At 60.3% G+C, this 24,509-nt stretch carries 20 protein-coding genes, 8 tRNA genes and 1 pseudogene; 24 read left to right on the top strand and 5 right to left on the bottom strand.

Annotation, left to right across the window (positions count from 1 at the left end):
* Positions 1 to 34 precede the first annotated feature (34 nt).
* The 5 genes from ACLD1X_RS09505 to ACLD1X_RS09485 all read left to right on the top strand — a co-directional run bounded on the left by ACLD1X_RS09505 (position 35) and on the right by ACLD1X_RS09485 (position 4,115).
* Entirely contained in the window at positions 35 to 1,060 is a 1,026-nt protein-coding gene (locus tag ACLD1X_RS09505; protein ID WP_429367078.1) for an NAD(P)H-dependent glycerol-3-phosphate dehydrogenase, read from the top strand.
* Positions 1,061 to 1,091: 31 nt separating this feature from the next.
* Complete coding sequence (locus ACLD1X_RS09500) at positions 1,092 to 1,439, top strand: DUF4389 domain-containing protein (RefSeq protein WP_008016536.1); 348 nt, start codon at positions 1,092 to 1,094, stop codon at positions 1,437 to 1,439.
* Positions 1,436 to 1,891: a phosphohistidine phosphatase SixA gene (gene sixA / locus ACLD1X_RS09495; protein WP_429367077.1), complete on the top strand. Its 456-nt coding sequence runs from the start codon at positions 1,436 to 1,438 to the stop codon at positions 1,889 to 1,891. Before ACLD1X_RS09500 ends, sixA begins: the two co-directional genes overlap by 4 nt.
* Positions 1,892 to 1,971: 80 nt before the next feature.
* The gene (locus tag ACLD1X_RS09490; RefSeq protein ID WP_429367076.1) at positions 1,972 to 3,639 is read left to right on the top strand and encodes an AMP-binding protein; all 1,668 of its coding nucleotides are present in this window, start codon (positions 1,972 to 1,974) and stop codon (positions 3,637 to 3,639) included.
* Between the two features lie 32 nt (positions 3,640 to 3,671).
* A complete protein-coding gene (locus ACLD1X_RS09485) occupies positions 3,672 to 4,115 on the top strand; it encodes a hotdog fold thioesterase (RefSeq protein ID WP_429367075.1) in 444 nt (147 codons plus the stop codon).
* A 37-nt stretch (positions 4,116 to 4,152) separates the two neighbouring features.
* Here ACLD1X_RS09485 and ACLD1X_RS09480 read toward each other — a convergent pair whose 3' ends face one another.
* A complete protein-coding gene (locus tag ACLD1X_RS09480; protein ID WP_429367074.1) occupies positions 4,153 to 7,143 on the bottom strand; it encodes an RHS repeat-associated core domain-containing protein in 2,991 nt (996 codons plus the stop codon).
* A gap of 204 nt (positions 7,144 to 7,347) precedes the next feature.
* Between ACLD1X_RS09480 and ACLD1X_RS09475 the strand changes: the two genes are divergently transcribed.
* The 5 genes from ACLD1X_RS09475 to ACLD1X_RS09455 all read left to right on the top strand — a co-directional run bounded on the left by ACLD1X_RS09475 (position 7,348) and on the right by ACLD1X_RS09455 (position 11,655).
* A complete protein-coding gene (locus ACLD1X_RS09475) occupies positions 7,348 to 8,154 on the top strand; it encodes an alpha/beta fold hydrolase (RefSeq protein WP_429367073.1) in 807 nt (268 codons plus the stop codon).
* A complete protein-coding gene (locus tag ACLD1X_RS09470; RefSeq protein WP_429367072.1) occupies positions 8,151 to 9,005 on the top strand; it encodes an alpha/beta hydrolase in 855 nt (284 codons plus the stop codon). Before ACLD1X_RS09475 ends, ACLD1X_RS09470 begins: the two co-directional genes overlap by 4 nt.
* Positions 9,006 to 9,055: 50 nt before the next feature.
* Complete coding sequence (locus tag ACLD1X_RS09465; protein WP_429367071.1) at positions 9,056 to 9,715, top strand: glutathione S-transferase family protein; 660 nt, start codon at positions 9,056 to 9,058, stop codon at positions 9,713 to 9,715.
* An 8-nt stretch (positions 9,716 to 9,723) separates the two neighbouring features.
* A complete protein-coding gene (locus ACLD1X_RS09460; protein ID WP_429367070.1) occupies positions 9,724 to 10,530 on the top strand; it encodes a DUF4892 domain-containing protein in 807 nt (268 codons plus the stop codon).
* 69 nt (positions 10,531 to 10,599) lie between these two features.
* Positions 10,600 to 11,655, top strand: a complete 1,056-nt coding sequence (locus tag ACLD1X_RS09455; RefSeq protein ID WP_429367069.1) for an AI-2E family transporter — start codon at positions 10,600 to 10,602, stop codon at positions 11,653 to 11,655.
* A 154-nt stretch (positions 11,656 to 11,809) separates the two neighbouring features.
* Here ACLD1X_RS09455 and ACLD1X_RS09450 read toward each other — a convergent pair whose 3' ends face one another.
* Both ACLD1X_RS09450 and ACLD1X_RS09445 read right to left on the bottom strand, forming a co-directional pair.
* Complete coding sequence (locus tag ACLD1X_RS09450) at positions 11,810 to 12,859, bottom strand: sensor histidine kinase (protein ID WP_429367068.1); 1,050 nt, start codon at positions 12,857 to 12,859, stop codon at positions 11,810 to 11,812.
* On the bottom strand, positions 12,859 to 13,617 hold the full coding sequence (locus tag ACLD1X_RS09445; protein ID WP_429367067.1) for a response regulator: 759 nt from the start codon (positions 13,615 to 13,617) through the stop codon (positions 12,859 to 12,861). The genes ACLD1X_RS09450 and ACLD1X_RS09445 overlap by 1 nt, the downstream gene beginning before the upstream one ends.
* Positions 13,618 to 13,913: 296 nt before the next feature.
* Here ACLD1X_RS09445 and pyrF point away from each other — a divergent pair, with 296 nt between their 5' ends.
* The gene (gene pyrF, locus ACLD1X_RS09440) at positions 13,914 to 14,612 is read left to right on the top strand and encodes an orotidine-5'-phosphate decarboxylase (RefSeq protein ID WP_173677935.1); all 699 of its coding nucleotides are present in this window, start codon (positions 13,914 to 13,916) and stop codon (positions 14,610 to 14,612) included.
* A gap of 139 nt (positions 14,613 to 14,751) precedes the next feature.
* On the opposite strand, the gene ACLD1X_RS09435 is transcribed toward pyrF, so the two are convergent.
* The gene (locus ACLD1X_RS09435) at positions 14,752 to 15,756 is read right to left on the bottom strand and encodes an NADP-dependent oxidoreductase (RefSeq protein ID WP_429367066.1); all 1,005 of its coding nucleotides are present in this window, start codon (positions 15,754 to 15,756) and stop codon (positions 14,752 to 14,754) included.
* Positions 15,757 to 15,992: 236 nt separating this feature from the next.
* On the opposite strand from ACLD1X_RS09435, the gene ACLD1X_RS09430 reads away from it, so the two are divergent.
* The 4 genes and pseudogenes from ACLD1X_RS09430 to ACLD1X_RS09415 all read left to right on the top strand — a co-directional run bounded on the left by ACLD1X_RS09430 (position 15,993) and on the right by ACLD1X_RS09415 (position 20,477).
* Positions 15,993 to 16,754: an SDR family oxidoreductase gene (locus ACLD1X_RS09430; protein ID WP_008003267.1), complete on the top strand. Its 762-nt coding sequence runs from the start codon at positions 15,993 to 15,995 to the stop codon at positions 16,752 to 16,754.
* A 264-nt stretch (positions 16,755 to 17,018) separates the two neighbouring features.
* Entirely contained in the window at positions 17,019 to 18,404 is a 1,386-nt protein-coding gene (locus tag ACLD1X_RS09425; RefSeq protein WP_429367065.1) for a PLP-dependent aminotransferase family protein, read from the top strand.
* 108 nt (positions 18,405 to 18,512) lie between these two features.
* A pseudogene (locus ACLD1X_RS09420) lies at positions 18,513 to 19,616 on the top strand (HAMP domain-containing protein); the annotation flags it as partial.
* Positions 19,596 to 20,477, top strand: coding sequence for a methyl-accepting chemotaxis protein (locus ACLD1X_RS09415; RefSeq protein ID WP_429367141.1), 882 nt, complete (start codon positions 19,596 to 19,598; stop codon positions 20,475 to 20,477). The pseudogene ACLD1X_RS09420 and the gene ACLD1X_RS09415, both read left to right, overlap by 21 nt.
* Positions 20,478 to 21,116: 639 nt before the next feature.
* On the opposite strand, the gene ACLD1X_RS09410 is transcribed toward ACLD1X_RS09415, so the two are convergent.
* On the bottom strand, positions 21,117 to 21,875 hold the full coding sequence (locus tag ACLD1X_RS09410) for a hypothetical protein (RefSeq protein WP_429367064.1): 759 nt from the start codon (positions 21,873 to 21,875) through the stop codon (positions 21,117 to 21,119).
* Positions 21,876 to 22,257: 382 nt separating this feature from the next.
* Between ACLD1X_RS09410 and ACLD1X_RS09405 the strand changes: the two genes are divergently transcribed.
* The 9 genes from ACLD1X_RS09405 to ACLD1X_RS09365 all read left to right on the top strand — a co-directional run bounded on the left by ACLD1X_RS09405 (position 22,258) and on the right by ACLD1X_RS09365 (position 24,484).
* Positions 22,258 to 22,333, top strand: a tRNA-Glu gene (locus ACLD1X_RS09405).
* A 2-nt stretch (positions 22,334 to 22,335) separates the two neighbouring features.
* A tRNA-Gly gene (locus ACLD1X_RS09400) sits at positions 22,336 to 22,411 on the top strand.
* A gap of 104 nt (positions 22,412 to 22,515) precedes the next feature.
* Positions 22,516 to 22,591 (top strand) — tRNA-Glu (locus ACLD1X_RS09395).
* 2 nt (positions 22,592 to 22,593) lie between these two features.
* A tRNA-Gly gene (locus tag ACLD1X_RS09390) sits at positions 22,594 to 22,669 on the top strand.
* 104 nt (positions 22,670 to 22,773) lie between these two features.
* Positions 22,774 to 22,849, top strand: a tRNA-Glu gene (locus tag ACLD1X_RS09385).
* A 2-nt stretch (positions 22,850 to 22,851) separates the two neighbouring features.
* Positions 22,852 to 22,927, top strand: a tRNA-Gly gene (locus tag ACLD1X_RS09380).
* Positions 22,928 to 23,031: 104 nt separating this feature from the next.
* Positions 23,032 to 23,107, top strand: a tRNA-Glu gene (locus tag ACLD1X_RS09375).
* Between the two features lie 3 nt (positions 23,108 to 23,110).
* A tRNA-Gly gene (locus ACLD1X_RS09370) sits at positions 23,111 to 23,186 on the top strand.
* Between the two features lie 587 nt (positions 23,187 to 23,773).
* Complete coding sequence (locus ACLD1X_RS09365; protein WP_429367063.1) at positions 23,774 to 24,484, top strand: response regulator; 711 nt, start codon at positions 23,774 to 23,776, stop codon at positions 24,482 to 24,484.
* The last annotated feature ends 25 nt before the right edge of the window (positions 24,485 to 24,509 follow it).

Here is a 24,509-nt window from a genome sequence, read left to right as displayed (position 1 = left end):
GACATCGCCACTGGTATGGATTAACGGATTGCATATGACTGAACAGCGCCCGATTGCGGTCCTGGGAGGCGGAAGTTTTGGAACCGCCGTGGCTAATCTGCTGGCCGAGAATGGGCATCAGGTCCTTCAGTGGATGCGTGACCCCGAACAGGCCGAGGCCATTCGGGTCAATCGCGAAAACCCGCGTTATCTCAAAGGCATCAGGATTTTGCCGGGTGTGACTGCAGTCACCGACCTGCAAGCCACCCTGGACGCCTGCGACCTGTGTTTTGTCGCATTGCCCTCCAGCGCACTGCGCTCGGTGCTGGTGCCGTTCGCCGAACGCCTGGCTGGCAAATTGCTGGTGAGCCTGACCAAAGGCATCGAAGCCCACACATTCAAGCTGATGAGCGAGATCCTCGAAGAGATCGCCCCGCAAGCGCGCATCGGCGTGTTGTCCGGTCCCAACCTGGCCCGTGAAATCGCCGAACATGCGCTGACCGCCACGGTGGTCGCCAGTGAAGACGAAGAGCTGTGCCAGCAGGTTCAGGCTGCGCTGCACGGGCGCACCTTTCGCGTTTACGCCAGCGCCGACCGTTTTGGTGTGGAATTGGGCGGGGCATTGAAAAACGTCTACGCGATCATCGCCGGCATGGCGGTGGCAATGGGCATGGGTGAAAACACCAAGAGCATGCTGATCACCCGGGCATTGGCGGAAATGACCCGCTTCGCGGTGAATCAGGGCGCCAACCCGATGACCTTCCTGGGGCTGGCGGGCGTGGGCGACCTGATCGTGACCTGTTCGTCGCCCAAGAGCCGCAACTATCAGGTCGGCTTCGCTCTCGGCCAGGGCCTGAGCCTGGACGAAGCCGTCACGCGCCTGGGTGAAGTCGCCGAAGGGGTCAATACCCTTAAAGTGCTCAAGGCCAAGGCCCAGGAAGTTGGCGTGTACATGCCGCTGGTCGCCGGGCTGCACGCGATCCTGTTCGAAGGCCGCACGCTGGAGCAGGTCATCGGTCTGTTGATGCGTGGCGAGCCGAAAACCGACGTCGACTTTATTTCCACCAGTGGTTTCAACTAATCACGCTTGCCAGAAAAGCCGGGAGTTGCGCATGAACGATCCAAAAGTAGAAGCCAGTTACGAATCCATCCTGCTGCGCGTGTTGTGGATGATCGTCTTTGTGCTGGTGTGGCAGGTGGCGCAGTTCATCCTTGGCGCCGTCGTACTGGTGCAGTTGATCTATCGTTTGTTCTATGGCGCCCCGAGCGCCAGCCTGATGAATTTCGGCGACAGCCTGAGCCAGTTCCTGGCGCAGATCGGTCGTTTCGGCAGCTTTCACAGCGACCAGAAGCCTTGGCCGTTCGCCGATTGGCCGACGCCGCGTACGCCGGAAGGTGAAGCGCCGCATGTCGTGGCACCGGCACCGCATCCGGCTCGAGATGAGGAACCCAAGCTATGAAACTCTGGGTATTGCGTCATGGGGAAGCCGAACCACACGGTGCCAAACCCCACGATTCGGAGCGGGAACTGACTGCCAACGGTCGTAAAGAAGTGCTGCGCGCCGCCGCCAACCTGGTGGGCCAGCCGCTGACAGCGATCTATGCCAGCCCTTACATGCGAGCGCAGCAGACCGCGCAACTGGTGCGTGAAACACTGGGGTTCGAACCGGAAATCCGCACCGTCGAATGGCTGACCCCGGACTCCGACCCGGACAAGGTCGCCGAGCAACTGGTTTCCGTCAGTGAAGCCCTGCTGGTCAGCCACAACCCGCTGGTGGGCAACTTGCTGAGCTACCTGCAACATGGCGCCGGGAAACCACCGGAAAAAGTCAGCACCGCTGGACTGGCAGAGCTTGAGCATAGTGAGTTGCTGGTCGGTTCGATGAAGCTCAACAGTCTCAAGCATTCTTGAATATTTTTGTATGAATTAGTCAACCAAGCACTTGCTTGGTTGACTACGCTTGCTCCAGACCAAAAAAACAGGAGCGAGTCATGTCTGCTGCGTTTCGTTTGCCACTGGACGTTTTCTACGAGCGTGAGGCCCGTCATCCCCGCCAGCGATTTCTGGTCCAGCCTGTCGCAGGTGGCCAGGTCGAGACATTGACCTGGGCGGACGTCGGTCACCAGGCCCGTTGTGCGGCCCATTGGTTGCGAGCGCGGGATCTGCCGCAGGGCAGCCATATCGCCCTGATCTCGAAAAACTGTGCGCACTGGATCATTGCCGACCTGGCGATCTGGATGGCCGGGCATGTGTCGGTGCCGTTGTACCCCAACCTCACCGCCGAATCGGTTTCCCAGGTACTTGATCACTCGCAAGCGGTGCTGGCGTTCATCGGCAAGCTCGACGACTGGCCAGGCATGTCCCGTGGCGTCCGCCGCGAGCTGGCGAGCATCAGCCTGCCCCTGCATCCGCCGGGTACGTTCGATTTCAGTTGGGCCGACCTGCAACGCAGTTCGCCGATCCAGGACGATCCCAAACCTGCCGCCGATCAACTGGCAACCATCATTTACACCTCCGGCACCACCGGCATGCCCAAAGGTGTGATGCACAGCTTTGGCAATCTGGGGTTTGCCACCACACACGGCACTTCGCTGTTCGGCCTCAATGAGTCGGACCGCCTGTTGTCCTACCTGCCGTTGTGCCACGTTGCCGAACGGATGTTCGTCGAACTGGCGTCGATCTATACCGGCCAAACGGTGTTTTTCGCCGAAAGCCTGGACACCTTTCTCACCGATCTGCGGCGTGCGCGCCCGACCGCGCTGTTTGGCGTGCCGCGCATCTGGACCAAATTCCAGATGGGCGTGTACAGCAAGATCCCGACAAAACGCCTCGACTTCCTGCTCGGCCTGCCGTTCATCGGCAAGCGGGTCGGACATAAAGTCCTCGCCGGGTTGGGGCTGGATGCATTGCGCATTGCGCTGTCCGGTGCCGCGCCGGTACCGCAGACCCTGTTGCTGTGGTACCGCAAACTGGGGCTGGATGTGCTGGAGGTCTACGGCATGACTGAAAGCTGCGGTTATTCCCACATCTGCATGCCGGGCCAGAACAAACCGGGCTGGATCGGCAAGCCGTGCCCGGAAGTCGAGGTGCGGATCGATGAAACAGGGGAGGTCATGGTACGCAGTGGCGCGACCATGCTCGGCTATTTCAAGGAACCGGAAAAAACCGCCGACACCATTACCGAGGACGGCTTCCTGCGCACCGGCGACAAAGGCGAGGAGGACGCCGAAGGCAATCTGCGCCTGACCGGTCGCCTGAAGGAAATCTTCAAGACCAGCAAAGGCAAATACGTGGCGCCGGCACCGATTGAAAATCGACTGGCCGTGCATTCGCGCATCGAACAGGTCTGCGTGGTGGGCGATGGCTTGAGCGCGCCGCTGGGTTTGTGCGTGTTGTCGGCGGTCGGCCAGCAGGATGCCGGCAGTGCCGCGCGCGCGGGCCTGCATTCGAGCCTGGAAAAACTGCTGGAAGAGGTCAACGCTGCCCTCGACAAACATGAGCAACTGCGGCGCCTGGTGGTGGTCAAGGACAGTTGGGCCGTGGAAAACGGCTTCCTCACCCCGACCCTGAAGATCAAGCGCAATGTGATCGAAGCGGCTTACGGTGAGCGCTTTGAAGAATGGAGCGAGCGCAGCGAAGCAGTGCTGTGGCAGGATTGATTCACGAACAAGACCAACAAGGAAACTCTGCGATGAGCCTGTGGCGTACAACCCCCAACGTCGAGCAAATGAACGCATTCCAGAAAAACACCATCGGCGAAGTGCTGGACATCCGTTTCGAGGCTTTCGACGATGAGTCCCTGACCGCCAGCATGGTCATCGACCATCGCACTCACCAGCCTTACGGCTTGCTGCATGGCGGCGCCTCGGTGGTGTTGGCCGAGACGGTCGGCTCCATGGCCAGCTTCCTGTGCATCGATGCCAGCAAGTTCTATTGCGTGGGCCTGGAAATCAACGCCAACCATTTGCGTGGCCTGCGCAGCGGGCGGGTGACGGCGGTGGCCAGGCCGATCCACATCGGACGCACCACCCATGTCTGGGACATCAGGTTGACCAGCGATGAGGGCAAGGCCAGTTGCGTGTCGCGCCTGACCATGGCGGTGGTGCCGTTGGGTGAGAATCCGCCGGGGCGTTGAGGACGCGTGGTTTTCCAGCGAAATGACACGGTCAGTGTTACGGCGCTGATCTGTGTCGTTGCTTGCTGAGTATTTCGTTTTCAAAAGTGAAAATGATGGAGTCCGTCGGACTGCTTGGTAAAGATGGTGTAGGTACTTGATCAACGCCGAATCCGGATCTATTGCTTTCCACGTCCCAGGACGTTTCCCCCAGGTCCGCATGCAGCCCAGGGGCGAGGGCGTTCAAATAGGTCAGCCGCATCTCACCAATCGCATTGCCAACAGCCCGTGTCACGCCAGCTCTGACTTCCGGGGAGAGTGCGCTGAAGCCGGGTATTTGTTCCACGGCCTGGTTGGCCAGTTGGCCCAAAGTAGCGAGGAAGTGCCGACTGGTTGCGCCGATCACGCCCTTGGCCAGACTAAAGGCCGGATCTTCCGGCTTTGCCTGTGCGTTGGCAGCCCCCCTTGTACTTCTGACTATCGATGAACTGCCAGCCCCCAGCATCGTGGCCAAGGGTGCAGCCACCGTAGCTTGCAGCGCCCGGCCGGCATTGCTGCTGCCAAACACTGTTGCGCCTGCGTAACCAGCTGCGCCTCCTGTCAGGCCCACGACAGCTGAGCCGGTCAACCCTGTGACAATGTCAGGGCCGCCGGGCATCGAATTGTTCGGACCTGCATTCAGCAGTTTTTGAGCGGACAGTTCGCGAAACAGGGTGCCGAAAGCGCTGCCGATCTGCGCAGCAGCGGCGGTATTGCCAGCAGGATTGAAGTGACCGACAAGTGACGGCGCGACCCCCAGCGCGGCGCCCAGTATCGCTCCGGAAGCCTTGGCGAGGAGCGGCGTCAAGCTTTGTGGATCATCAATGGAAAGCCGATTTTGCGCCCAGTTCGCGGTGGCATACCCGCTCACAGCGCCGGACGCGCCACCCAGGACTGCGCCCGTGACGGTGACACCCCAGCTGATCGGGCTCAACACGGTGGTTGCGGCGTATTGCGCAGCCGAGGCGATGAACGCGCTGGCCCATTCACGGCTCGCTGTCGCTGTCACTGCGGTTAACGTGTCAAAGCCTGCCAGCCCCCGCACATCAACAAACCTGACCGGATTGCCGTGCACCATGGCATACAGGTTCAATCCATCGGCAACTCCCGCCGGGTCCGCGTTCAACCAGCGCTGGCACCAAGGTGCGTAGTAGCGCATCCCGTAGTAGTACAACCCGGTGGCATCTCGCTCCTGCCCGCAATAGCGCAGTGTCTTGTAGCTGGCTTCGAGTTTGTTGCGTCCGGCCCACCAGCAGGTTCCACCATAGGGGTAGTAACTTTCCCGGGATATCAGCAAGGTCGCTGCGTCCAGTTCCAGAGCGCTGGAGCCCAAATGATCGGTAAAACCGTAGCGATACTGGTTCTGGGAAATGCCGGCTGGCGGTTCAGTCTGCCAGTGCAGGATTTGCACCGTGCTGCGTCCGGCCTTGATCGTCACGACGTGGAGCGTCTCGTTGGCAGAAGTACGCACTTCGACACCCTGCAAGTAACGGGTTTCGTGGGTGCGGGTCCATGTGCCGGTGTAGGCCTGACGGATTTTTCGTTGACGCTGGCCACTGCCGTCATACACATAAAACTCGCAATCGTCCGGTTCATCTTCACGCACCACCTGATCGACCTGCCGCAGTTGGTTGCGCAGATCCCATTGCAGGGATTGCCCCGGTTGAAGCCCGGTACGGTTGCCGTTCAGGTCATGGCCGAAAGCAATTTCCTGTTCGTCGGGCAGCTCGCCATTGGCTTTTTCGGGCAGGCTGCGATTGCTGAGCCGGGCGACAGCCGTGCGTTCGGTTCGGCTGGCGCTGTTTGCGTGATGCTGCATGAGCGTAAGGTTGCCGGCTTCATCGTAGGTGTAGATACGCGTGTAATTTTCCAGTTGTCCGGGATCGATGGTGGATTGGAAGTCCGGGAGCTGAGGCCCACCCGGCGCATTGCGCAATTGCCGGCCACTGGCCTCGATCAGGCGGTAAAGGCTGTCATAGCAGTAGCGATTGACTGGTTCGATGCGTTGGTTGCGGTGATAGTGAGTCGCTTCAGCGGCGTCGGTGATGCTGGTGACATTGCCCACCCCGTCGTATTGGTAGGTAAGATCTTGTAATGCCGGCTGCCCTGGCACATAGGCTTTCAGGTGTTCCAGTCGGCCGTCGTCGTGCCGATAGTTTGCAAATGAAACAACGCCGTTTCCTGCACGTTGTTGTTCGATCTGGCCGAAGGCGTTGTACTGAATGCCCTGGACCAGTGCCGATTCATCAGCCTGTCCGGCGAGTTTCAGACGAACCTCACGCATTTCGCCTGCGCAGGTATGAATGAACGTCTGCCGGTTGCCCAATGCATCTGTCTGGCTGACGGGGTCGCTGGCGGCGTTGTAATGCAGGCGAGTGATGGCTGGCTCGTTCTCCAGCAAGGCGTCGCGTTCAGGCATTGACTCGGGCCAGTCCACTGGCCATTGCGGGTCGGCGATGAAGGTGCGGCCGTGCTGCAACGGCATAGCGTTCAGACTGAACTCGGTGAAGAGCAGGGTGCCGGTGGTATCGTCTTGCCGAATCAACTGACCGCGCAGGTTGCGGCCGGCATCAGCATCGTTATCGGCATAGGTGAACCGTGCTATGCAGCGTTCCGCTCCTTGCCATGCGCGCTCGAACGTAGCGACCGGGCGACGCCGGGGGTCATAGTCCACACGGCTCCGGCTGAGTTTCTGATCCCACCCTTCAACACTTTGCCCATGCACGCCGAGCAATCCCAGGCGCCATCCGGCGTCACTGTTTTGCGAAAGTACGACAGTGCCCGACAAGCTGAAAACGTTTTGCTGATTGGCTGCCGTCTGTCCGTCATGATGCAAACGAAACTGGCGTGGATCACGACTTAGAACAGCACGACCGGGGCCGTCAAATTCCTGCTGGGTGATGCAAGGCTCCGGAACCGAGGCGTTCTCGCGACGGTGATACGCCACACCGCGTACGCTCAGCCCGCGCGGGTCAAATACCGTGATGGCGGGAGTGTTGGCGTGGGTCATAGTGAGTTTGCCCATGACTCAATTAGACAGCTTACTTATCCGCTTGATGCCGGTTGATAGTCAACTGTCAGAAATAACAGGTGGCGCCCGCAGTAGAGTCATAGCCACGGCAAGTCTGTCATCATTCCTGGCAGTTACGGTCATTGCGGCAGGACGCGGTCTTGCGGACAATCAATACCTGTTCTCGCTCATGGATTTGCAGGTATGTCGCAACAGATCTTTTTCGCCCACGCCAATGGTTTTCCTTCGGGAACCTACGGCAAGTTGTTTGCGGCGCTGGCACCCGAGTTTCAGGTGACGCATCTGGAGCAGCACGCCCACGACCCGCGTTTCCCGGCGGACGACAACTGGTACAACCTGGTGGATGAACTGATCCATCACCTGCAACAACAGGCCGAGCCGGTGTGGGGTGTCGGACACTCCTTCGGTGGCGTGTTGCATCTGCATGCGGCGTTGCGCTGCCCGCAGTTGTATCGCGGCGTGGTGATGCTCGACTCGCCAGTGTTGACCCGAACCGATCGATGGGTGATCCGGGCGGCCAAGCGCTTCGGTTTCATCGACCGCTTGACCCCGGCCGGCCGTACCCTGGGCCGCCGTGAAGAATTCGCCGACCTGGAAAGCGCCCGGAAATATTTCGCCGGTAAAACCCTGTTTCGCGGTTTCGACCCGGAATGCTTCGATGCCTACCTGCAACATGGTTTGCACCCGGTCGGCGACAAGCTGCGCCTGCGCTTCGACCCGGCTACGGAGATCAGCATCTATCGCGGCGTACCGCACACGAGCCCAGGCAGCACCCGGCAGTTGCAAGTGCCGCTGGCGGTGGTTCGCGGGCACAACAGCCGCGTAGTGATGCGCCATCACGCCAGTTCGGTCGACCGCCTGCCGCTGGGCGAGTCGCTGACCATGCCCGGCGGCCACATGTTTCCGCTGGAACGTCCCCTTGATACCGCTGATATGCTCAAAGGCCTGTTCTACCGCTGGGGCGGCCGCCGACAACAGGATTGCGCATGAACCACGTCGTCGAAGAAGTCCGCCTGAGCCTGCCGCACATCGAACTGGCGGCGCATCTGTTCGGTCCTGAAGACGGTTTGCCGGTCATTGCCCTGCATGGCTGGCTGGACAACGCCAACAGCTTTGCCCGCCTGGCGCCGAAGCTCAAAGGCTTGCGCATCATTGCCCTGGACATGGCCGGTCATGGTCATTCCGGGCATCGTCCGCCGGGAGCCGGCTACGCCATGTGGGAATATGCCCACGATGTGCTGCAAGTCGCCGAACAGCTTGGACTGAAAAAGTTTGCACTGATGGGGCATTCGATGGGGGCCATTGCTTCGCTGATCATCGCCGGTTCGCTGCCCGAGCGGGTCACCCACCTGGCATTGATCGACGGCATCATTCCTCCTACGGACAACGGTGAAAACGCTGCCGAACGCATGGGCATGGCGCTGCAAGCGCAACTGGACCTGCGGGAAAAGCGCAAGCCGGTCTACGCCACTCTCGACCGTGCCGTCGAAGCGCGCATGAAGGGCCTGGTGGCGGTCAGCCGCGAGGCCGCCGAACTGTTGGCGCAACGTGGCCTGATGCCGGTACCGGGCGGTTACACCTGGCGCACCGACAGTCGTCTCACGCTGCCATCGCCACTGCGTCTTTCCACCGAGCAGGCCATGGCCTTCGTCCAGCGGGTCAAATGTCCTGCAACGCTGGTGGTCGCTGCCGACGGCATGCTCGCCAAGCACTCCGAATTGCTGGAGCGTCTACCCTTTAGCCGTGAACAGCTGCCAGGCGGCCATCATTTGCATCTCAATGATGAGTCCGGCGCCGATCTTGTCGCAGACTGTTTCAATCGGTTCTTCGCCATTCCTTGACTTGCGTCGGGCAACTGTCGAGGCTGGGCGGGTTGAAAAGGGAGACAACCATGATAGATCTCTACACCGCTGCGACCCCGAATGGCCACAAGGTCTCTATCGTGCTCGAGGAGCTCGGCCTGCCCTACACGGTGCATGCCTTGAGTTTCGACAAAAAGGAGCAGAAGTCCGCGGACTTCCTCAAGATCAACCCCAATGGGCGGATTCCGGCGATTGTCGACCGTGCCAACGGCGATTTCGCCGTGTTCGAATCCGGCGCCATCCTGATTTACCTCGCTGAGCAGACCGGCAAATTGATGCCGAGCGACCCGAAGGGACGTTCGCTGGTATTGCAGTGGCTGATGTTCCAGATGGGTGGCATCGGCCCGATGCAGGGCCAGGCCAACGTGTTCTTCCGCTACTTTCCGGAAAAACTCCAGGGCGCCATCGACCGCTACCAGCATGAAACCCGTCGCCTCTATGAAGTGCTCGACACGCGTTTGCAAGGCGTGGAATTCCTCGCTGGCGAGTACAGCATTGCCGACATCGCCACCTTTCCGTGGGTGCGTGGTTACGAGTGGTCGGGCGTCTCGGTGGAGGGCTTGACGGCGTTGCAACGCTGGATGGCAACCATGGAGGCCCGGCCGGCGGTGCAGCGTGGTCTGCAGGTACCGCAACGCGCCGATGAGGCCAGTGTCATCAAGGGTGCCCAGGCCATGCTGATCCGATGAGTCTATCCATGCGTTCATTCAGTTTGCTGGTGCTGTGCAGTTTCAGTCCCTTGTTGTTCGCCGCCGATATTCCGGGCAGTCAGGACCTGCCGATAGTGCCGCGCATGGTCGACGCCCAAATTGTCGACTATCGCCCCAGCGCCGAACTGGAGCGGATCTACCCATTGGGTTCGATCCGCAAAATCAGTGGTCAGTTACGTTTCGACGGTCAGGTCAGTGCCCGCGGCAACGTTACTTCGGTGACCTACGAGTTGCCTGCCGAGCATTCATCGAACGAGGCGTTCACCGCAGCCCGCGAGGCTTTGCAACAGCAGGACGCCGGGCTGCTCTTCTGGTGCCAGGCGCGTGATTGCGGTGAAAGCAGCCTCTGGGCCAACCAGGTCTTTGGCAACGCCAAGCTGTACGGCGCTGACGATCAACAAGCCTACTTGCTGCTGCGACTTGCTGCTCCACGGGACAACACGCTCGTCGCGCTGTACAGCATCACCCGCGGTAATCGCAAAGCCTATCTGCATGTCGAGCAGTTCGACGCTTCGACGCCGCTGGGCGAGCTGTTGCCGACTTCCGCGACCTTGCTGCGTGAGCTCAAGAGCACCGGGGAGCTCGATTTTTCCACGCTGAACAGTGCACCCGACGAGACCTGGCTACGCCTGATTTCACGCGGACTGAATCTGGACACGACCCTGCGGGTCAGCATTTCCGGGGCGAACGCCGAAGCCTGGCGTCAGGCGCTGATTGACCAGGGCGTGCGTGCCGCGCGGATGGAAACCGGCCGTGTCGAGGGCTCTGGCCTGCATATCGAGCTATTGCGGTAGGCTGTATCGGTCGAACATGCACGCTGTGTTCGCCTACTCTATTGCTGACTGACTTTTTCGAGACTTTTAATGATCAATAACGATCGCCTGTTGGTGCAGATCCTGCTCGTGGTGTTGTTCGGCGCGAGCTTCTGGGTGATGGCGCCGTTCTGGTCGGCGATGTTCTGGGGCGCGGTCCTGGCATTCGCCAGTTGGCCACTGATGCGCCTGCTGACTCGTTGGCTCAACGGCCGCGAGTCCCTGGCGGCGGCATTGTTGACGCTGGGCTGGATGGTGCTGGTGGCGGCGCCGCTGGTGTGGCTGGGGTTCAACCTTGCCGACCATGTGCGCGATGCCACGGCATTCATCAAGGATGCGCAGGTCGAGGGGCTGCCCGAAGCACCGGTCTGGCTGGGTTCGATTCCCCTGGTGGGTGAGCGGCTGGTCGGGATCTGGAACAGCATCGATGAGCAGGGCGCGGCGATGATGGTGTCGCTCAAGCCTTATCTGGGGCAGGTGGGTAACTGGTTGCTGGCACGCAGCGCGCAGATCGGCGGCGGTATTCTCGAACTGACCCTGAGCATCGTCTTCGTGTTCTTTTTCTATCGTGACGGGCCGCGCCTGGCAGCCTTTGTACACACATTGCTGGAGCGGCTGATCGGTCAGCGGGCCGGCTACTACATCGAGCTGGTGGCAGGCACGGTACAGCGGGTGGTGAACGGTGTGATCGGCACGGCAGCGGCCCAGGCGATCCTGGCGCTGATCGGCTTCCTGATTGCCGGCGTACCAGGTGCGTTGGTGCTCGGCATTGTGACGTTCATGCTCAGCCTGATCCCGATGGGCCCGCCGTTGGTGTGGATTCCTGCGACCGCGTGGCTGGCCTGGAAAGGCGAGTACGGGCTGGCCATATTCCTCGGCATCTGGGGCACATTTGTCATCAGCGGTGTCGATAACGTGCTCAAGCCGTACCTGATCAGCCGTGGCGGTAACCTGCCGCTGGTCATCGTGCTGCTTGGGGTGTTTGGCGGGTTGATTGCCTTTGGCTTCATCGGCCTGTTCATCGGCCCGACATTACTGGCGGTGGCCTACAGCCTGTTGATCGACTGGAGCAAGACCCAGGCGCGGGTTGAGGATCGCCGGCCCTGAAGTTCCAGGCCCCGTAGCCCACTGAATCGCCGAGGGGCAGTGGGCTTTTTGTTGCGCCACAGGGCCTCATCGCGAGCAGGCTCGCTCCCACATTGGCCTGAGTCGGTCAAAAGTTGTGTGTTCACACAGGTCATCTGTGGGAACGGTGTGGCTTTCAGGCGCGTGGCAGGCGAATCACGGCCGTCAGGCCGCCACCGGGGGTTTCTTCCAGGGTCAGTTGCCCGCCCATTCGTTGCGCAGCCTCGCGGGCAATGGTCATGCCCAGGCCAACGCCGCCGGAATTGCGATTGCGCGAGCCTTCAAGGCGAAAGAAGGGTTCGAACACGGCTTCACGTTGTTCTGCGGCGATACCCGGCCCATGGTCGATGACCCTGATCAGCAGCTGTTCACGCTGGTCCTCCAGGCTGATCAGCGCCTGCCCGGCGTAGCGCAGGGCGTTGTCCATCAGGTTGTTTATGCAGGAGCGCAAGGCCATCGGCTGGACCTGCAGGGGGGCACAGTGGCCGCTGGCCTGGACGTTGGCGCCCTGGTCCTGGGCATTTTCGCTCAGGGACTCCACCAGCGCCTGCACGTCCATCCACTGCGGGGCTTCGCTGGTGCGCTGTTCATGCAGATAGGTGAGGGTGGCGTCGAGCATGCTGATCATGTCGTCGAGGTCCTGGCGCATCTGGCCTTGCAGCTTGTCGTCGTCGATTTTCTCCAGCCGCAGCTTGAGCCGCGACAGCGGTGTGCGCAGGTCGTGGGACACCGCGCCGAGCATGCGTGAGCGCTGCTTGACCTGTTCAAGGATGCGGCGCTGCATTTTATTGAACGTGTGCGCCGCTTGCCGCGCTTCCCATGGCCCCGATTCTTCCAGTGGCGGGCTGTCGAGGTTTTCGCTCAGGCGCTCGGCGGCGTCGCTCAGGCGCTGGATCGGCCGGCTCAGCAGTTTGGCGCCGTACCAGGCGGCAATGATCAGCGAGATCAATTGAAACGTCAGGGGCACCAGGGGGCCGCCGAACCACGGCCGTGGTGGCCGCTTCTCCAGGCGTGGGTCCAGTGGCGGGCGTGACCCGTCCAGGCCTTCGGAAAACGCCGGTGGAGGCGGCGGCGGAGGCGGGCCGTAATGGTGAAACCAGGCAAAGGCCAGCAGGTGCGCGAGGGCGATCGCCAGCAACAACACGCCAAACAGGCGGCCGAACAGCGTATCGAAGCGCCCGCGCATCAGCCGATGTCTCGGGCATCGAACAGGTAACCCTCGCCGCGAACGGTCTTGATCAACTGCGGAGCCTTGGGGTCGTCGCCGAGTTTCTGGCGCAGGCGCGACACCAGCAGGTCGATGCTGCGGTCAAAGGCTTCAATCGAACGACCGCGAGCGGCGTCCAGCAGTTGTTCACGGCTGAGCACGCGGCGCGGACGTTCGATAAACACCCAGAGCAGGCGGAATTCGGCGTTGGACAGCGGCACCACCAGGCCATCGTCGGCAATCAGTTGTCGCAGCACGCTGTTCAGGCGCCAATTGTCGAAGCGAATGTTCGCGCGCTGTTCGCTGCGGTCATCGCGCACCCGACGCAGGATGGTCTGGATCCGCGCCACCAGTTCACGGGGCTCGAATGGCTTGGCCATGTAGTCGTCGGCACCGAGTTCCAGGCCGATGATCCGGTCGGTCGGTTCGCAGCGGGCGGTGAGCATCAGGATGGGGATGTCCGATTCGGCGCGCAGCCAGCGGCACAGCGACAGACCGTCTTCACCGGGCAGCATCAGGTCGAGCACCACCACGTCGAAATGCTCCGCCTGCATCGCCTGGCGCATCGCGGCGCCGTCGGTGACGCCGCTGGCGTGGATATTGAACCGGGCCAGGTAGTCGATCATCAGTTCGCGGATCGGGACGTCGTCGTCGACGATCAGGGCGCGAATGCTCCAGCGTTTGTCGTCACCGGGCGTTTTCTGGTCGTCGTTAACGGGTGCTTGGGTGTTTTGCATGCGTGCGTTCATCTGCCAGGTAGGCTGCCAACCACAAAGATAGGCTGCGAGGTTGTGGTTCCAGCATAGGCGTCCGGCCCTGAGGCGGGAAGTGCTGTTGTAAGGACCTGTTGCGGTTGCCGAGGGTAGCGGGCCCGGGTGTTGCGGGCGTGTCGTGTGTGTATCGATCTCGACACAATGGCCTCAAGGGCTAGTCTTGCCTGAGCCGTCGCGACGATTTACCGATCATCGGGTCCCGCAGTGGCGCTGGTTCCGCTACAATGCGCGCCGATTTCGACTTGCCTGAGAGCCCACTCATGTCCGCCTGCCAGACTCCTATCATCGTCGCCCTGGATTTCCCTACCCGTGACGCCGCACTGAAGCTGGCCGATCAGTTGGACCCGAAACTGTGCCGGGTCAAAGTCGGTAAGGAGCTGTTCACCAGCTGCGCTTCGGAAATCGTCGGCACCCTGCGCGACAAGGGTTTCGAAGTGTTCCTGGACCTCAAGTTCCATGACATCCCGAACACCACCGCGATGGCCGTCAAGGCGGCTGCGGAAATGGGCGTGTGGATGGTCAACGTGCATTGCTCCGGCGGTCTGCGCATGATGGCCGCGTGCCGTGAAGTGCTGGATCAGCGCACCGGTCCGAAACCATTGCTGATCGGCGTGACCGTGCTGACGAGCATGGAGCGTGAAGATCTGGCGGGTATCGGTCTGGACATCGAGCCTCAAGAGCAGGTGCTGCGCCTGGCCGCCCTGGCGGAAAAAGCCGGGATGGACGGCCTGGTGTGCTCGGCCCTGGAAGCCCAGGCCCTGAAAACGGCGCATCCGTCGCTGCAGCTGGTGACCCCGGGGATTCGTCCGGCGGGCAGCGCCCAGGACGATCAACGCCGCATCCTGACTCCGCGTCAGGCGCTGGATGCCGGTTCCGACTACCTGGTGATCGGCCGTCCAATCAGCCAGGCAGCGGATCCAGCCAAGGCACTGGCCTCGGTGGTGGCTGAACTGGCCTGATCCGACACCGCAGAACCCATTGTGGGAGCGAGCCTGCTCGCGAATATGGTATGTCAGTCAACATTGATGTCGGCTGACACTCCCTCTTCGCGAGCCGGCTCGCTCCCACATTGGTTTTGGGGTTATTTCAACTATCGGGTTAAACCTTCAACACCAGTTTTCCGAAATTCTCCCCGCTGAACAATTTCATCAGCGTCTCCGGGAACGTCTCCAGCCCTTCGACGATGTCTTCCTTGCTCTTGAGCTGCCCCTTGGCCATCCAGCCGGCCATTTCCTGTGCGGCACTGGCGTATTGGGCGGCGTAGTCCATCACCACAAAGCCTTCCATGCGCGCGCGGTTGACCAGCAGCGACAGGTAATTGGCCGGCCCCTTGACCGCTTCCTTGTTGTTGTACTGGCTGATGGCGCCGCAAATCACCACCCGCGCCTTCATGTTCAGGCGGCTCAACACCGCGTCGAGGATGTCGCCACCCACGTTATCGAAATACACGTCGACGCCTTTCGGGCACTCGCGCTTGAGACCGGCGAGGACGTCTTCGCTCTTGTAGTCGATGGCACCATCGAAACCCAGCTCGTCGATCAGGAACTTGCACTTGTCCGCGCCGCCGGCGATGCCAACCACGCGGCAGCCTTTGATCTTGGCGATCTGCCCGGCAATGCTGCCCACGGCACCGGCCGCGCCTGACAGCACCACGGTGTCACCGGCCTTCGGCGCGCCGACGTCGAGCAGGGCGAAGTACGCCGTCATCCCGGTCATGCCCAGGGCGGACAAGTAACGTGGCAGGGGTGCCAGTTTCGGATCGACCTTGTAGAAGCCCCGTGGCTCGCCGAGAAAGTAATCCTGTACGCCGATGGCGCCATTGACGTAATCCCCGACGGCAAAGCCCGGGTTGTTCGACGCAATGACCTTGCCTACACCCAATGCACGCATGACTTCGCCGAGCCCGACCGGCGGGATGTAGGACTTGCCCTCGTTCATCCAGCCACGCATGGCCGGGTCCAGGGACAGGTATTCGTTCTTGACCAGGATCTGACCCGCCGCCGGTTCGCCGACTGGCACCTCCTGGTAAGTGAATGTCTCGCGGGTCGCCGCGCCAACCGGACGTTTGGCGAGCAGGAATTGGCGATTGGTCTGGGAGGTCATGGCAGGCACTCAGGATGAAAGGAGCTTTGTTGATAGCCGGTCAGCGACGATGCCGCAAGTTCGGCTGATGCGGCGAATGCATGTTGATCCAGTGCAGTGATAGTTGGCACGGTAGTTCCATCACTGCAACTCATGGGCGCTTAACTGGAGTCTTGATAGTGCTGCCGTGGTCTGGACCTCCGTGGCTAGACTGGCCATGCGCGATTCCCCGCTTTCTTCTTTTCGAGGACAAAACAATGAGCATGACGTTTTCCGGCCAGGTGGTCGTGGTGACAGGCGGGGCGGCCGGTATTGGCCGCGCGACCGCCCAGGCATTTGCCGCCGAGGGTCTGAAAGTAGTAGTGGCCGATATGGACACGGCGGGCGGCGAGGGCACGGTGGCGCTGATTCGTACGGCCGGTGGCGAAGCGACCTTCGTGCGCTGCAACGTTACCCTGGAAAGCGATGTAAAAAACCTGATGGATGAGGTGATCAATACTTACGGTCGCCTTGACTATGCCTTCAACAATGCCGGCATCGAAATCGAGAAAGGCAAGCTGGCCGAGGGGACGCTCGATGAGTTCGACGCGATCATGGGCGTCAACGTCAAAGGCGTCTGGCTGTGCATGAAATACCAATTGCCGCTGCTGCTGGCGCAAGGGGGCGGTGCGATCGTCAATACGGCATCGGTGGCCGGCCTTGGGGCGGCGCCGAAGATGAGCATCTACGCAGCCTCTAAACATGCAGTGATCGGCCTGACCAAGTCGGCGGCCATTGAGTACGCCAAGAAAAAGATCCGGGTCAACGCAGTGTGCCCGGCGGTGATCGACACGGATATGTTCCGTCGCGCCTATGAAGCCGACCCGAAAAAAGGCGAGTTCGCCAACGCCATGCACCCGGTAGGTCGCATCGGCAAGGTCGAAGAGATCGCCAGCGCGGTGCTGTATCTGTGCAGCGATGGTGCGGCGTTCACTACGGGGCACTCGCTGGCTGTGGATGGTGGCGTTACCGCGTTCTGAACCCATGCATCACTACTGAGAAAAAGCTGCAACCTGTGGGAGCGAGCCAGCTCGCGAAGAGGGTATGTCAGTCGACATTTACGTTGGCTGGTACACCGCCTTCGCAAGCAGGCTCGCTCCCACTGTTTTTCTGGTTTCGTTGAAGAACCGGGGAAAGTGTTTCAAATCATTGGATCCATTGATTTTGGCGGCGTTGTCGCACAGGCCTTCGAACACTCCTGTGATTAACTGCTTCTGGCAAAAACAACAGGAGTTTGTTTGCTCATGGATTTGAGAATCGACCGACAGGCGCTGGTGCCTGTCGTACAGCAAGTGGTTGACGCGCTGACTTGCTGGCTTCGTTCCAGCGGGGCAACGCCCGGTACGCGCCTGCCTTCGGTGCGACAGATTGCGCGAATCAATTTGCTCAGTCAGGTAAGCGTCGCTCAGGCCTGCGAGCGCCTGGTGGCGCAGGGGGTGCTGGTGTCAGGTCATGGGGCCGGCTATAGGGTTGCCGACCCGGCATTGGCCACGGGTGCAAGGCACGAGCCTGCGTGGTTCGAGGGGGCTGAGCCCGAACACGGGCGCTGTTCGAGTGACTTGCGGCTGGGTTGTGGCGGGCTGCCTGAAAGCTGGCGCGAGACCGACGATCTGATTTACGCGATTCGGCAAGTCAGTCGCAGCGATACGGCCAGCCTGTTCAACTACAGCACGCCTCTGGGTTTGCCTGCCTTGCGCCAGCAGATACTCAAGCGCCTCAGGCAACTGGACATCCGGGTGCAGGAGGACCGGGTCATGACCACGGCAGGTGCCAGCCAGGGGCTCGACCTGATCGTGCGAACACTGTTCAGGGCCGGAGACTGTGTGGTCGTGGAGAGCCCCGGATATCCGGTGCTGTTCGATCTGCTCAGGCTGCACGGCATCCACATGGTCGAGGTGCCGCGAACACCCCGCGGGCCGGACGTGGAAGTGCTCGAATCGCTGCTGGTCAAACACCGGCCTCAAGGGCTGCTCATCAATAGCTTTTATCACAACCCGACCGGCAGCAACCTTGCACCGTTGGTGGCACACCGCGTGCTGCAGTTGGCCAGGCGCTTTGGCGTGCAGGTGATCGAAGACGACGTTTATGCGGATTTGCACAGCGGTTCCGGCATGCGCCTGGCTGCGCTGGACGACAATGTGATCTACGTCGGCAGCTATTCCAAGACCCTCAGCAGTTCCTTGCGGGTTGGTTTTGTGGTGGCCGGTTCTGAAGTCATTACGCGCCTGGCCGAGGTCAAGATGACTACCGGTATGGGCGCCTCGCGATTTTGCGAGTCGGTGCTGGCGTGCCTGTTGGCTAATGGTGCCTACGGCAAACTGGTGCAGCGTCAGCGCCAACGCCTGAACTGCGACCGGTTGGCGGCGTTGCAGTTGCTTGAAGATGCCGAATGGGAGGTTTTCGGCAAACCGGTGGGCGGCCTGTTCATCTGGGCGCGATCACCAATGTCCGACTACGATCAGGTGCGGACCCAGGCACGGCGTCTGGGTGTGCTGCTGTCATCGAAGACTGCCTTCAACCCTTCGGGTGAGAGCAGTGACTGGCAGCGGATCAATGTGGCATATGCCTGCGACCCGCGTGCCCGCGCGTTGTTTCAGGCCACTGCTCGGGATCGACCTCAAGCGTTCTGAAAACGACGTTGGCGTAGCTTTTTGCCATTATTCCGGCGCCAGAGCCTTGTGTTGCCACTGGCCCGTTGCGAATCTGCGTCTACAGACTTTGGCAGGGGACTAAGTGCAATGATTTCGGCCGTGCAAGGACGTTTTGCAAACCTCGGTATGGCGAAAAAACTGGGCGTCGGGTTTGTCCTGGTGCTGTTGTTGACTGCGCTGGTGGCGGGCATTGGCGTTTGGTCCCTGCAAACCATCAGCCAGCGCTTCGGCGGGCTCAAGCAAATGTCATCGCTCAACAGCGATCTGCTCAAGGTGCGGCTGCTGGAGCAGGAGTACGCCTTGCACGGCAATCCGAAAACCGCCGATGCCCTGCACGAGGGCGTCGATGGCCTGATCACCCTGGCCGGCCAGCTCAAGACCGCGTCTGCGGCCAACGGGCCGGCGATGAATGATGTCGAACAGTCTTTGGGCGCCTATCGCAAGGCTTTCGACGAGTTTGTCTCGCTCACCCAGGCCAAGGACCTGGCGCTGGAAATGGCCAGTTGGTCGGTGTCCAGCGTGGCCAACAATCTTGATGTATTGCAATCCGGGCTTGCCGATGACGGTGCCTATACGCTGAAAGATTCCGAAGGCAAGGACGGTGCGCAATTCATCGAGCAGGCCAGTCAGGTCAGCCAGGTTTCACGCTTGATGCTGCAAGCCATGAATGAAGCCCGCGTGCGCCTGGATCAAAGCCGCAAAGGCGACGACAGCGCCGGGCAGGGCAAGATCGAACAGGCCAGCCAGGCATTGGCCCAGGCCGAGCAGCTCAAGACCACGGTCAAGGACGAGGGTTACCAGACCGTCCTCAATGAGGTGACGGGTCATATCGCCAGTTTCAGTGACAAGCTTGCCGAGTACACCGGCCTGCTGGAACAGGAAAAGACCGTCTATCAACAATTGCACCAGCGCGCCGCCCAGGTGGTCGAGCGGGTGGATCAGGCCTATGTCGCCGAAGACCTGGCGATGCAGGCTGAACTGAAAAAGAACTCGCTGCTGATCATCGGCTCTTCCGCGTTGGCCTTGCTGGTCGGGCTGGTTGCCGCGTGGTTCATCACGCGGTTGATCGTGGCGCCGCTGCGCAGTGTGATTCATGTGGCGCAGCAGATTGCCTCAGGGGATTTGAGTGCGACCATTGACGTGAGCCGCCGTGACGAAATCGGTCAGTTGATGCAGGCAATGCAGCAAATGGGCGCGGGGCTCAGTCATATCGTCAGCGGCTTGCAGTCGGGTATCGAGCAGTTGGCGACTTCCGCCCAATCGCTGTCGACGGTGACTGAACAGACCAATCTCGAAGTCAGCACGCAAAAAGAGGAGACCGAACAGGTCGCCACCGCGATGAATCAGATGACGGCCACGGTGCATGATGTCGCACGCAATGCCGAAGAAGCAGCGTTGGCCGCACAAACGGCTGACGGCAAGGTTGAAAGCGGTCAGCAAGTGGTGCGCCAGAGCATGGCGCGGATCGAACAGTTGGCGGATTCGGCCTCTTCGGCCAGTGCGAGCATCGAAAGCCTGAGTGCGGAAATCCAGAACATCGGCACGGTCTTGAGTGTGATCAAGAGCGTGGCCGAGCAGACCAACCTGTTGGCATTGAATGCGGCGATCGAGGCGGCCCGGGCAGGCGAGCAGGGCAGGGGCTTTGCCGTGGTGGCCGATGAAGTCCGTGCACTGGCCAGGCGAACCCAGCAGTCGACCGAGGAAATCGAACGCCTGGTCAGCGCTTTGCGCTCGGCGGCGCAGTCGTCGGTGCAACAGATCCAGAGCAGTGGCGAATTGGTGAAACTGGCGGTCAGCGATGCCTTGCAGACCGAGAGTGCACTGGGAAGTATTGCGGCGGCGGTATCCTTGATCCAGCAGATGAACCAGCAGATCGCTGCGGCTGCCGAGGAACAGAGCTCGGTGGCCGAAGAGATCAACCGCAGTGTCACCAGTATCCGCGCCAGTGCCGATCAATCATCGCTGGCGATGCAGGGCAATGCCGCCTCCAGTATCGAACTGGCGCAACTGGGGGTTGAGCTGAAGGGGATGGTGGGGCATTTCAGGCTTTGAATCTTGTGGCGTAAATGGCGGGTGTTGGCCTGGAAATAATGGGCGCGGGCTTGCTCGCCAAGGCAACCTGACAGCCGACCTGTTCCTGCGGATGTGCCCGGAACCCTGTGGGCGCGGCGGTGCGGCGATCCGACTTGCCCGCGATGGCGGCCGGAACGCCGGTCGAGCTTTTGGATGGTGTGTATATCCATTTCTGCGGTAACGGCCACTTAAGGTTTCGCCCTTACGGCGACTCACTTTTCCAAACGCCGAAAAGTAAGCAAAAGGCTTTGCCCCAGCGTCCGGCACCTCGCTTAGGCTCGGCGTACCTTCGCTCCGGTCCTGCTCCGTGGGCCCGCCGCCATCGGCCATCCATGGCCGGGGGCGGCTAGCCCGGCATCCATGCCGGGCTGCCCACTGCGCAGAACCTCCACTCAGCCTCCCGAAGGGGCGGGTGGATCAAAATCAAAAGCTTCAGGCGAGCTAACGCTCTACCTGTTGGGTGGTGAAGAGCTGCGGGTGTACTCTGCTCAGAAGTGTGGGAGCGAGCCTGCTCGCGATGACGGCCACGCAGTCGATGTGTCTACCCCCAATCTATACTCACCTCCCAAACCCGATACAAAAAAAGCCACCTCTCGGTGGCTTTTCTGTTTTCGTTGATCAGTCGTAGATCACTTTCTTTTTCCAGTCCGCGTCAGCCTCGACGTCTTTGAGGCCTTCGGTCAACTGGTTGACCTCGCCTTCGACCGGCGCAATGCGATCCATGACCTGGTCATTGGCGCGGGCCAGGAGTTTTTCCAGGTACTCCAGTTGCTCGGCGTAGACCTGTGGCTCCTGTTGTTTGCGCAGGTACTGCACGCCACGCTCGAATGCCAGGCGAGCCTGCCCGGGCTGGTTCTGTTGCAGGGAGTGCTGGCCGAGGTTGTTAAAGAACTCGATGTGCAGCAGCACAAGGATGTGGCGCACTTCACGGATCCAGCGCTTGGCCTCGTTGGGGGCCAGGAAGCCGTCCTGTGCCGCGCGGGTGATCTGGCCGTGCAGGGCTTCGAGCAGGAAGCGTACATCCTTGGCCTTGGCTTCGGTCTGGATCGGTGCCGGTGGGTTGTTGACCGGGATGGACTCACCCTGGCCGACAAGGGTCTCCAGTTCGGTGATCCGTGCCTTGAGGTTGGCGCTGGATTTTTCCAGGTTGAGCAGGCGCAGGCAGACGTTCAGCTCCAGGCGGGCCAACAGCAGCTTGAGCGCCGGGGTCATCAGTTGGCCGGGGAACGTCTCGGTGATCTCGCCGCAGCGTCGCAGCCGGTCGTTGAGCTCAATCTTGGTACGGGCCTTTTCCAGCTTGTTGTTTTCCACCACATGGTTGATGTAACCAATGGCGATCAACAGTGCGATCCCGGCTACAACGAGCAGGGTGATCATGAGTGGCGTCACCGGTAAGACCTCTTATAAGGGTACGCATGCGAGTTTAGTGGCCTGGCGTTTGAGCGCCCAAGCCCGCATGACGGGTTGGATCGGACATGCCTGCGTTTATATCGGCCGCAGCCCCGCTTCTATAAATGGTGGCACGCGATATACAGATTGCCATCACCGGTTGACTATAACGTCTTGGCGGGTGCCAGAATATAGGCGTCAAACGCCGGGCAGCGAAAAAACTCAATGGCGCCCAAAAGCAGGGCCAAGTCATTGATTTAAAAAAATTTAATACAGGGGGTTGACGACCTCTCAATCCATCCATAGAATGCGCGCCACTTGCAGCGTAAAGCACACAGCGAAACGAAGCAGGGAGTGAATGTTGTAGTGTGTCCCCTTCGTCTAGTGGCCTAGGACACCGCCCTTTCACGGCGGTAACAGGGGTTCGAGTCCCCTAGGGGACGCCAATGCGGGAATAGCTCAGTTGGTAGAGCACGACCTTGCCAAGGTCGGGGTCGCGAGTTCGAGTCTCGTTTCCCGCTCCAATTTTAAACAGCGTTGCTTTCGGGCAGGGCTGAGTGAAACCAGAACCAAGTCTTCGGATGCGGATCTGGGCACCGAAACACACACCATGTGTTCCGGGCAGTGTGTCCCCTTCGTCTAGTGGCCTAGGACACCGCCCTTTCACGGCGGTAACAGGGGTTCGAGTCCCCTAGGGGACGCCAATGCGGGAATAGCTCAGTTGGTAGAGCACGACCTTGCCAAGGTCGGGGTCGCGAGTTCGAGTCTCGTTTCCCGCTCCAATTTTAAACAGCGTTGCTTTCGGGCAGGGCTGAGTGAAACCAGAACCAAGTCTTCGGATGCGGATCTGGGCACCGAAACACACACCATGTGTTCCGGGCAGTGTGTCCCCTTCGTCTAGTGGCCTAGGACACCGCCCTTTCACGGCGGTAACAGGGGTTCGAGTCCCCTAGGGGACGCCAATGCGGGAATAGCTCAGTTGGTAGAGCACGACCTTGCCAAGGTCGGGGTCGCGAGTTCGAGTCTCGTTTCCCGCTCCAATTTTAAACAGCGTTGCTTTCGGGCAGGGCTGAGTGAAACCAGAACCAAGTCTTCGGATGCGGATCTGGGCACCGAAACACACACCATGTGTTCCGGGCAGCGTGTCCCCTTCGTCTAGTGGCCTAGGACACCGCCCTTTCACGGCGGTAACAGGGGTTCGAGTCCCCTAGGGGACGCCATTTGCGGGAATAGCTCAGTTGGTAGAGCACGACCTTGCCAAGGTCGGGGTCGCGAGTTCGAGTCTCGTTTCCCGCTCCATATTTAACAAAAACGCCGCTCATTGAGCGGCGTTTTTGTTTGCGCGTAAAAAACGCATCAACCGCTGGGGCTTGCAGCACGGCCGCCCGGCAGGTCAAGTCCGCCAACAAAGACAACACCCTGGCCGAAACAGATGGGCTGGCCCTCTTTGTGGGCTCCGGGAATGCCAATAGTTGGCATTGCGCGTCTGTTTTCCGAGTGGCTGTTTGCCAGAAACGGTCTTCTCGACCCTTTGAATCGCCACCATCTCAGGGCACGCAGCCCCTACCGGAAGCGCTCGGCGTATCTCCAGAAATGGGGAATTTCACCCACCCACCCAGGCGTTTATCACCCAAATTGAGGATTATTCCCCACCTCACCCATTCTCGTGCTTGAAACACTCAGAAGTAGCTTATTAATTCATTTGAACTTTTTTTCGCCCTATTCATATGGCTCATTAGTTGCAGCCCCCACGGTACCCGCAACTGCTGTCGTCCCGGGCATCCTGGCGACGACGGGGTTTGCCGGATTCGGCATGACGCGCGGGTTGAAAAATGCAACGCGCGACACCTTCATGCAGCTCCATCGCCACTTATAAGGAGCTTCTTATGAGTTCCATGATCAAGATTGGCATCGTTGATGATCACCCTCTGTTAAGGGATGGGGTCACAATGGCGCTGAAGAAAATAGCTGACTTTCAGGTAGTCGAGCAGGGCGGGTCTGCTGATGATGCGCTGGAAATTGCCGCTCGCTTTGCTCCGAATGTTTTGTTGATGGATGTAAATATGCCGGGCGATAGTTTTGCTGCCGTGCGAGCGATCTCGGCTTCTTCGCCAGCAGTCAGGATTTTGATGCTGACGGTATCGGAGTCCATTGAAGACGCATTTTCCGCCCTCGAAGCGGGCGCGCAGGGGTATGCGTTGAAGGGCATATGCGGCCGTGAGCTTGTACAGGCCATCAGGAATGTTGCAGGCGGTGAAACCTTCATTACACCTAAACTTGCCAGCAAGCTGTTGAGCAATGTCAGAAAGCACGCGGGCGACAAGCAGAAGGTCGAGCTGACCCATCGCGAAGAACAAGTTATCCGGGAAGTATCGAAGGGCCTGACCAACCGCGAGGTTGCGATCAAGCTTGAACTTTGCGAGAAGACCATCAAGCACTACATGACGAGTGTCATGTACAAGCTGCACGTTCGTAACCGCACGCAGGCAGTCGCAGCCGTGATACGGCATTGGGAGAGTGACCATATCTCCAGCTTGTGTGCTGCTCTTCAACGCCGCGATTTGAACGACAGCGGTAAACCGAGTAGTGAGCCATAAACGCTGCGGTTGGTTGAGTGCAACG

The organism is Pseudomonas sp. 18173, from assembly GCF_050432945.1.
Classification (GTDB): domain Bacteria; phylum Pseudomonadota; class Gammaproteobacteria; order Pseudomonadales; family Pseudomonadaceae; genus Aquipseudomonas.
This window is presented reverse-complemented; position numbering and strand designations above follow the sequence as displayed.

What these genes read in the sequence shown, in the direction of transcription:
- ACLD1X_RS09505 (WP_429367078.1), top strand. Translation starts at nt 35, where the DNA reads ATGACTGAACAGCGCCCGATTGCGGTCCTGGGAGGCGGAAGTTTTGGA.
- ACLD1X_RS09500 (WP_008016536.1), top strand. Translation starts at nt 1,092, where the DNA reads ATGAACGATCCAAAAGTAGAAGCCAGTTACGAATCCATCCTGCTGCGC.
- sixA (WP_429367077.1), top strand. Translation starts at nt 1,436, where the DNA reads ATGAAACTCTGGGTATTGCGTCATGGGGAAGCCGAACCACACGGTGCC.
- ACLD1X_RS09490 (WP_429367076.1), top strand. Translation starts at nt 1,972, where the DNA reads ATGTCTGCTGCGTTTCGTTTGCCACTGGACGTTTTCTACGAGCGTGAG.
- ACLD1X_RS09485 (WP_429367075.1), top strand. Translation starts at nt 3,672, where the DNA reads ATGAGCCTGTGGCGTACAACCCCCAACGTCGAGCAAATGAACGCATTC.
- ACLD1X_RS09480 (WP_429367074.1), bottom strand. Translation starts at nt 7,143, where the DNA reads ATGACCCACGCCAACACTCCCGCCATCACGGTATTTGACCCGCGCGGG.
- ACLD1X_RS09475 (WP_429367073.1), top strand. Translation starts at nt 7,348, where the DNA reads ATGTCGCAACAGATCTTTTTCGCCCACGCCAATGGTTTTCCTTCGGGA.
- ACLD1X_RS09470 (WP_429367072.1), top strand. Translation starts at nt 8,151, where the DNA reads ATGAACCACGTCGTCGAAGAAGTCCGCCTGAGCCTGCCGCACATCGAA.
- ACLD1X_RS09465 (WP_429367071.1), top strand. Translation starts at nt 9,056, where the DNA reads ATGATAGATCTCTACACCGCTGCGACCCCGAATGGCCACAAGGTCTCT.
- ACLD1X_RS09460 (WP_429367070.1), top strand. Translation starts at nt 9,724, where the DNA reads ATGCGTTCATTCAGTTTGCTGGTGCTGTGCAGTTTCAGTCCCTTGTTG.
- ACLD1X_RS09455 (WP_429367069.1), top strand. Translation starts at nt 10,600, where the DNA reads ATGATCAATAACGATCGCCTGTTGGTGCAGATCCTGCTCGTGGTGTTG.
- ACLD1X_RS09450 (WP_429367068.1), bottom strand. Translation starts at nt 12,859, where the DNA reads ATGCGCGGGCGCTTCGATACGCTGTTCGGCCGCCTGTTTGGCGTGTTG.
- ACLD1X_RS09445 (WP_429367067.1), bottom strand. Translation starts at nt 13,617, where the DNA reads ATGCAAAACACCCAAGCACCCGTTAACGACGACCAGAAAACGCCCGGT.
- pyrF (WP_173677935.1), top strand. Translation starts at nt 13,914, where the DNA reads ATGTCCGCCTGCCAGACTCCTATCATCGTCGCCCTGGATTTCCCTACC.
- ACLD1X_RS09435 (WP_429367066.1), bottom strand. Translation starts at nt 15,756, where the DNA reads ATGACCTCCCAGACCAATCGCCAATTCCTGCTCGCCAAACGTCCGGTT.
- ACLD1X_RS09430 (WP_008003267.1), top strand. Translation starts at nt 15,993, where the DNA reads ATGAGCATGACGTTTTCCGGCCAGGTGGTCGTGGTGACAGGCGGGGCG.
- ACLD1X_RS09425 (WP_429367065.1), top strand. Translation starts at nt 17,019, where the DNA reads ATGGATTTGAGAATCGACCGACAGGCGCTGGTGCCTGTCGTACAGCAA.
- ACLD1X_RS09415 (WP_429367141.1), top strand. Translation starts at nt 19,596, where the DNA reads ATGCAGGCAATGCAGCAAATGGGCGCGGGGCTCAGTCATATCGTCAGC.
- ACLD1X_RS09410 (WP_429367064.1), bottom strand. Translation starts at nt 21,875, where the DNA reads ATGATCACCCTGCTCGTTGTAGCCGGGATCGCACTGTTGATCGCCATT.
- ACLD1X_RS09365 (WP_429367063.1), top strand. Translation starts at nt 23,774, where the DNA reads ATGAGTTCCATGATCAAGATTGGCATCGTTGATGATCACCCTCTGTTA.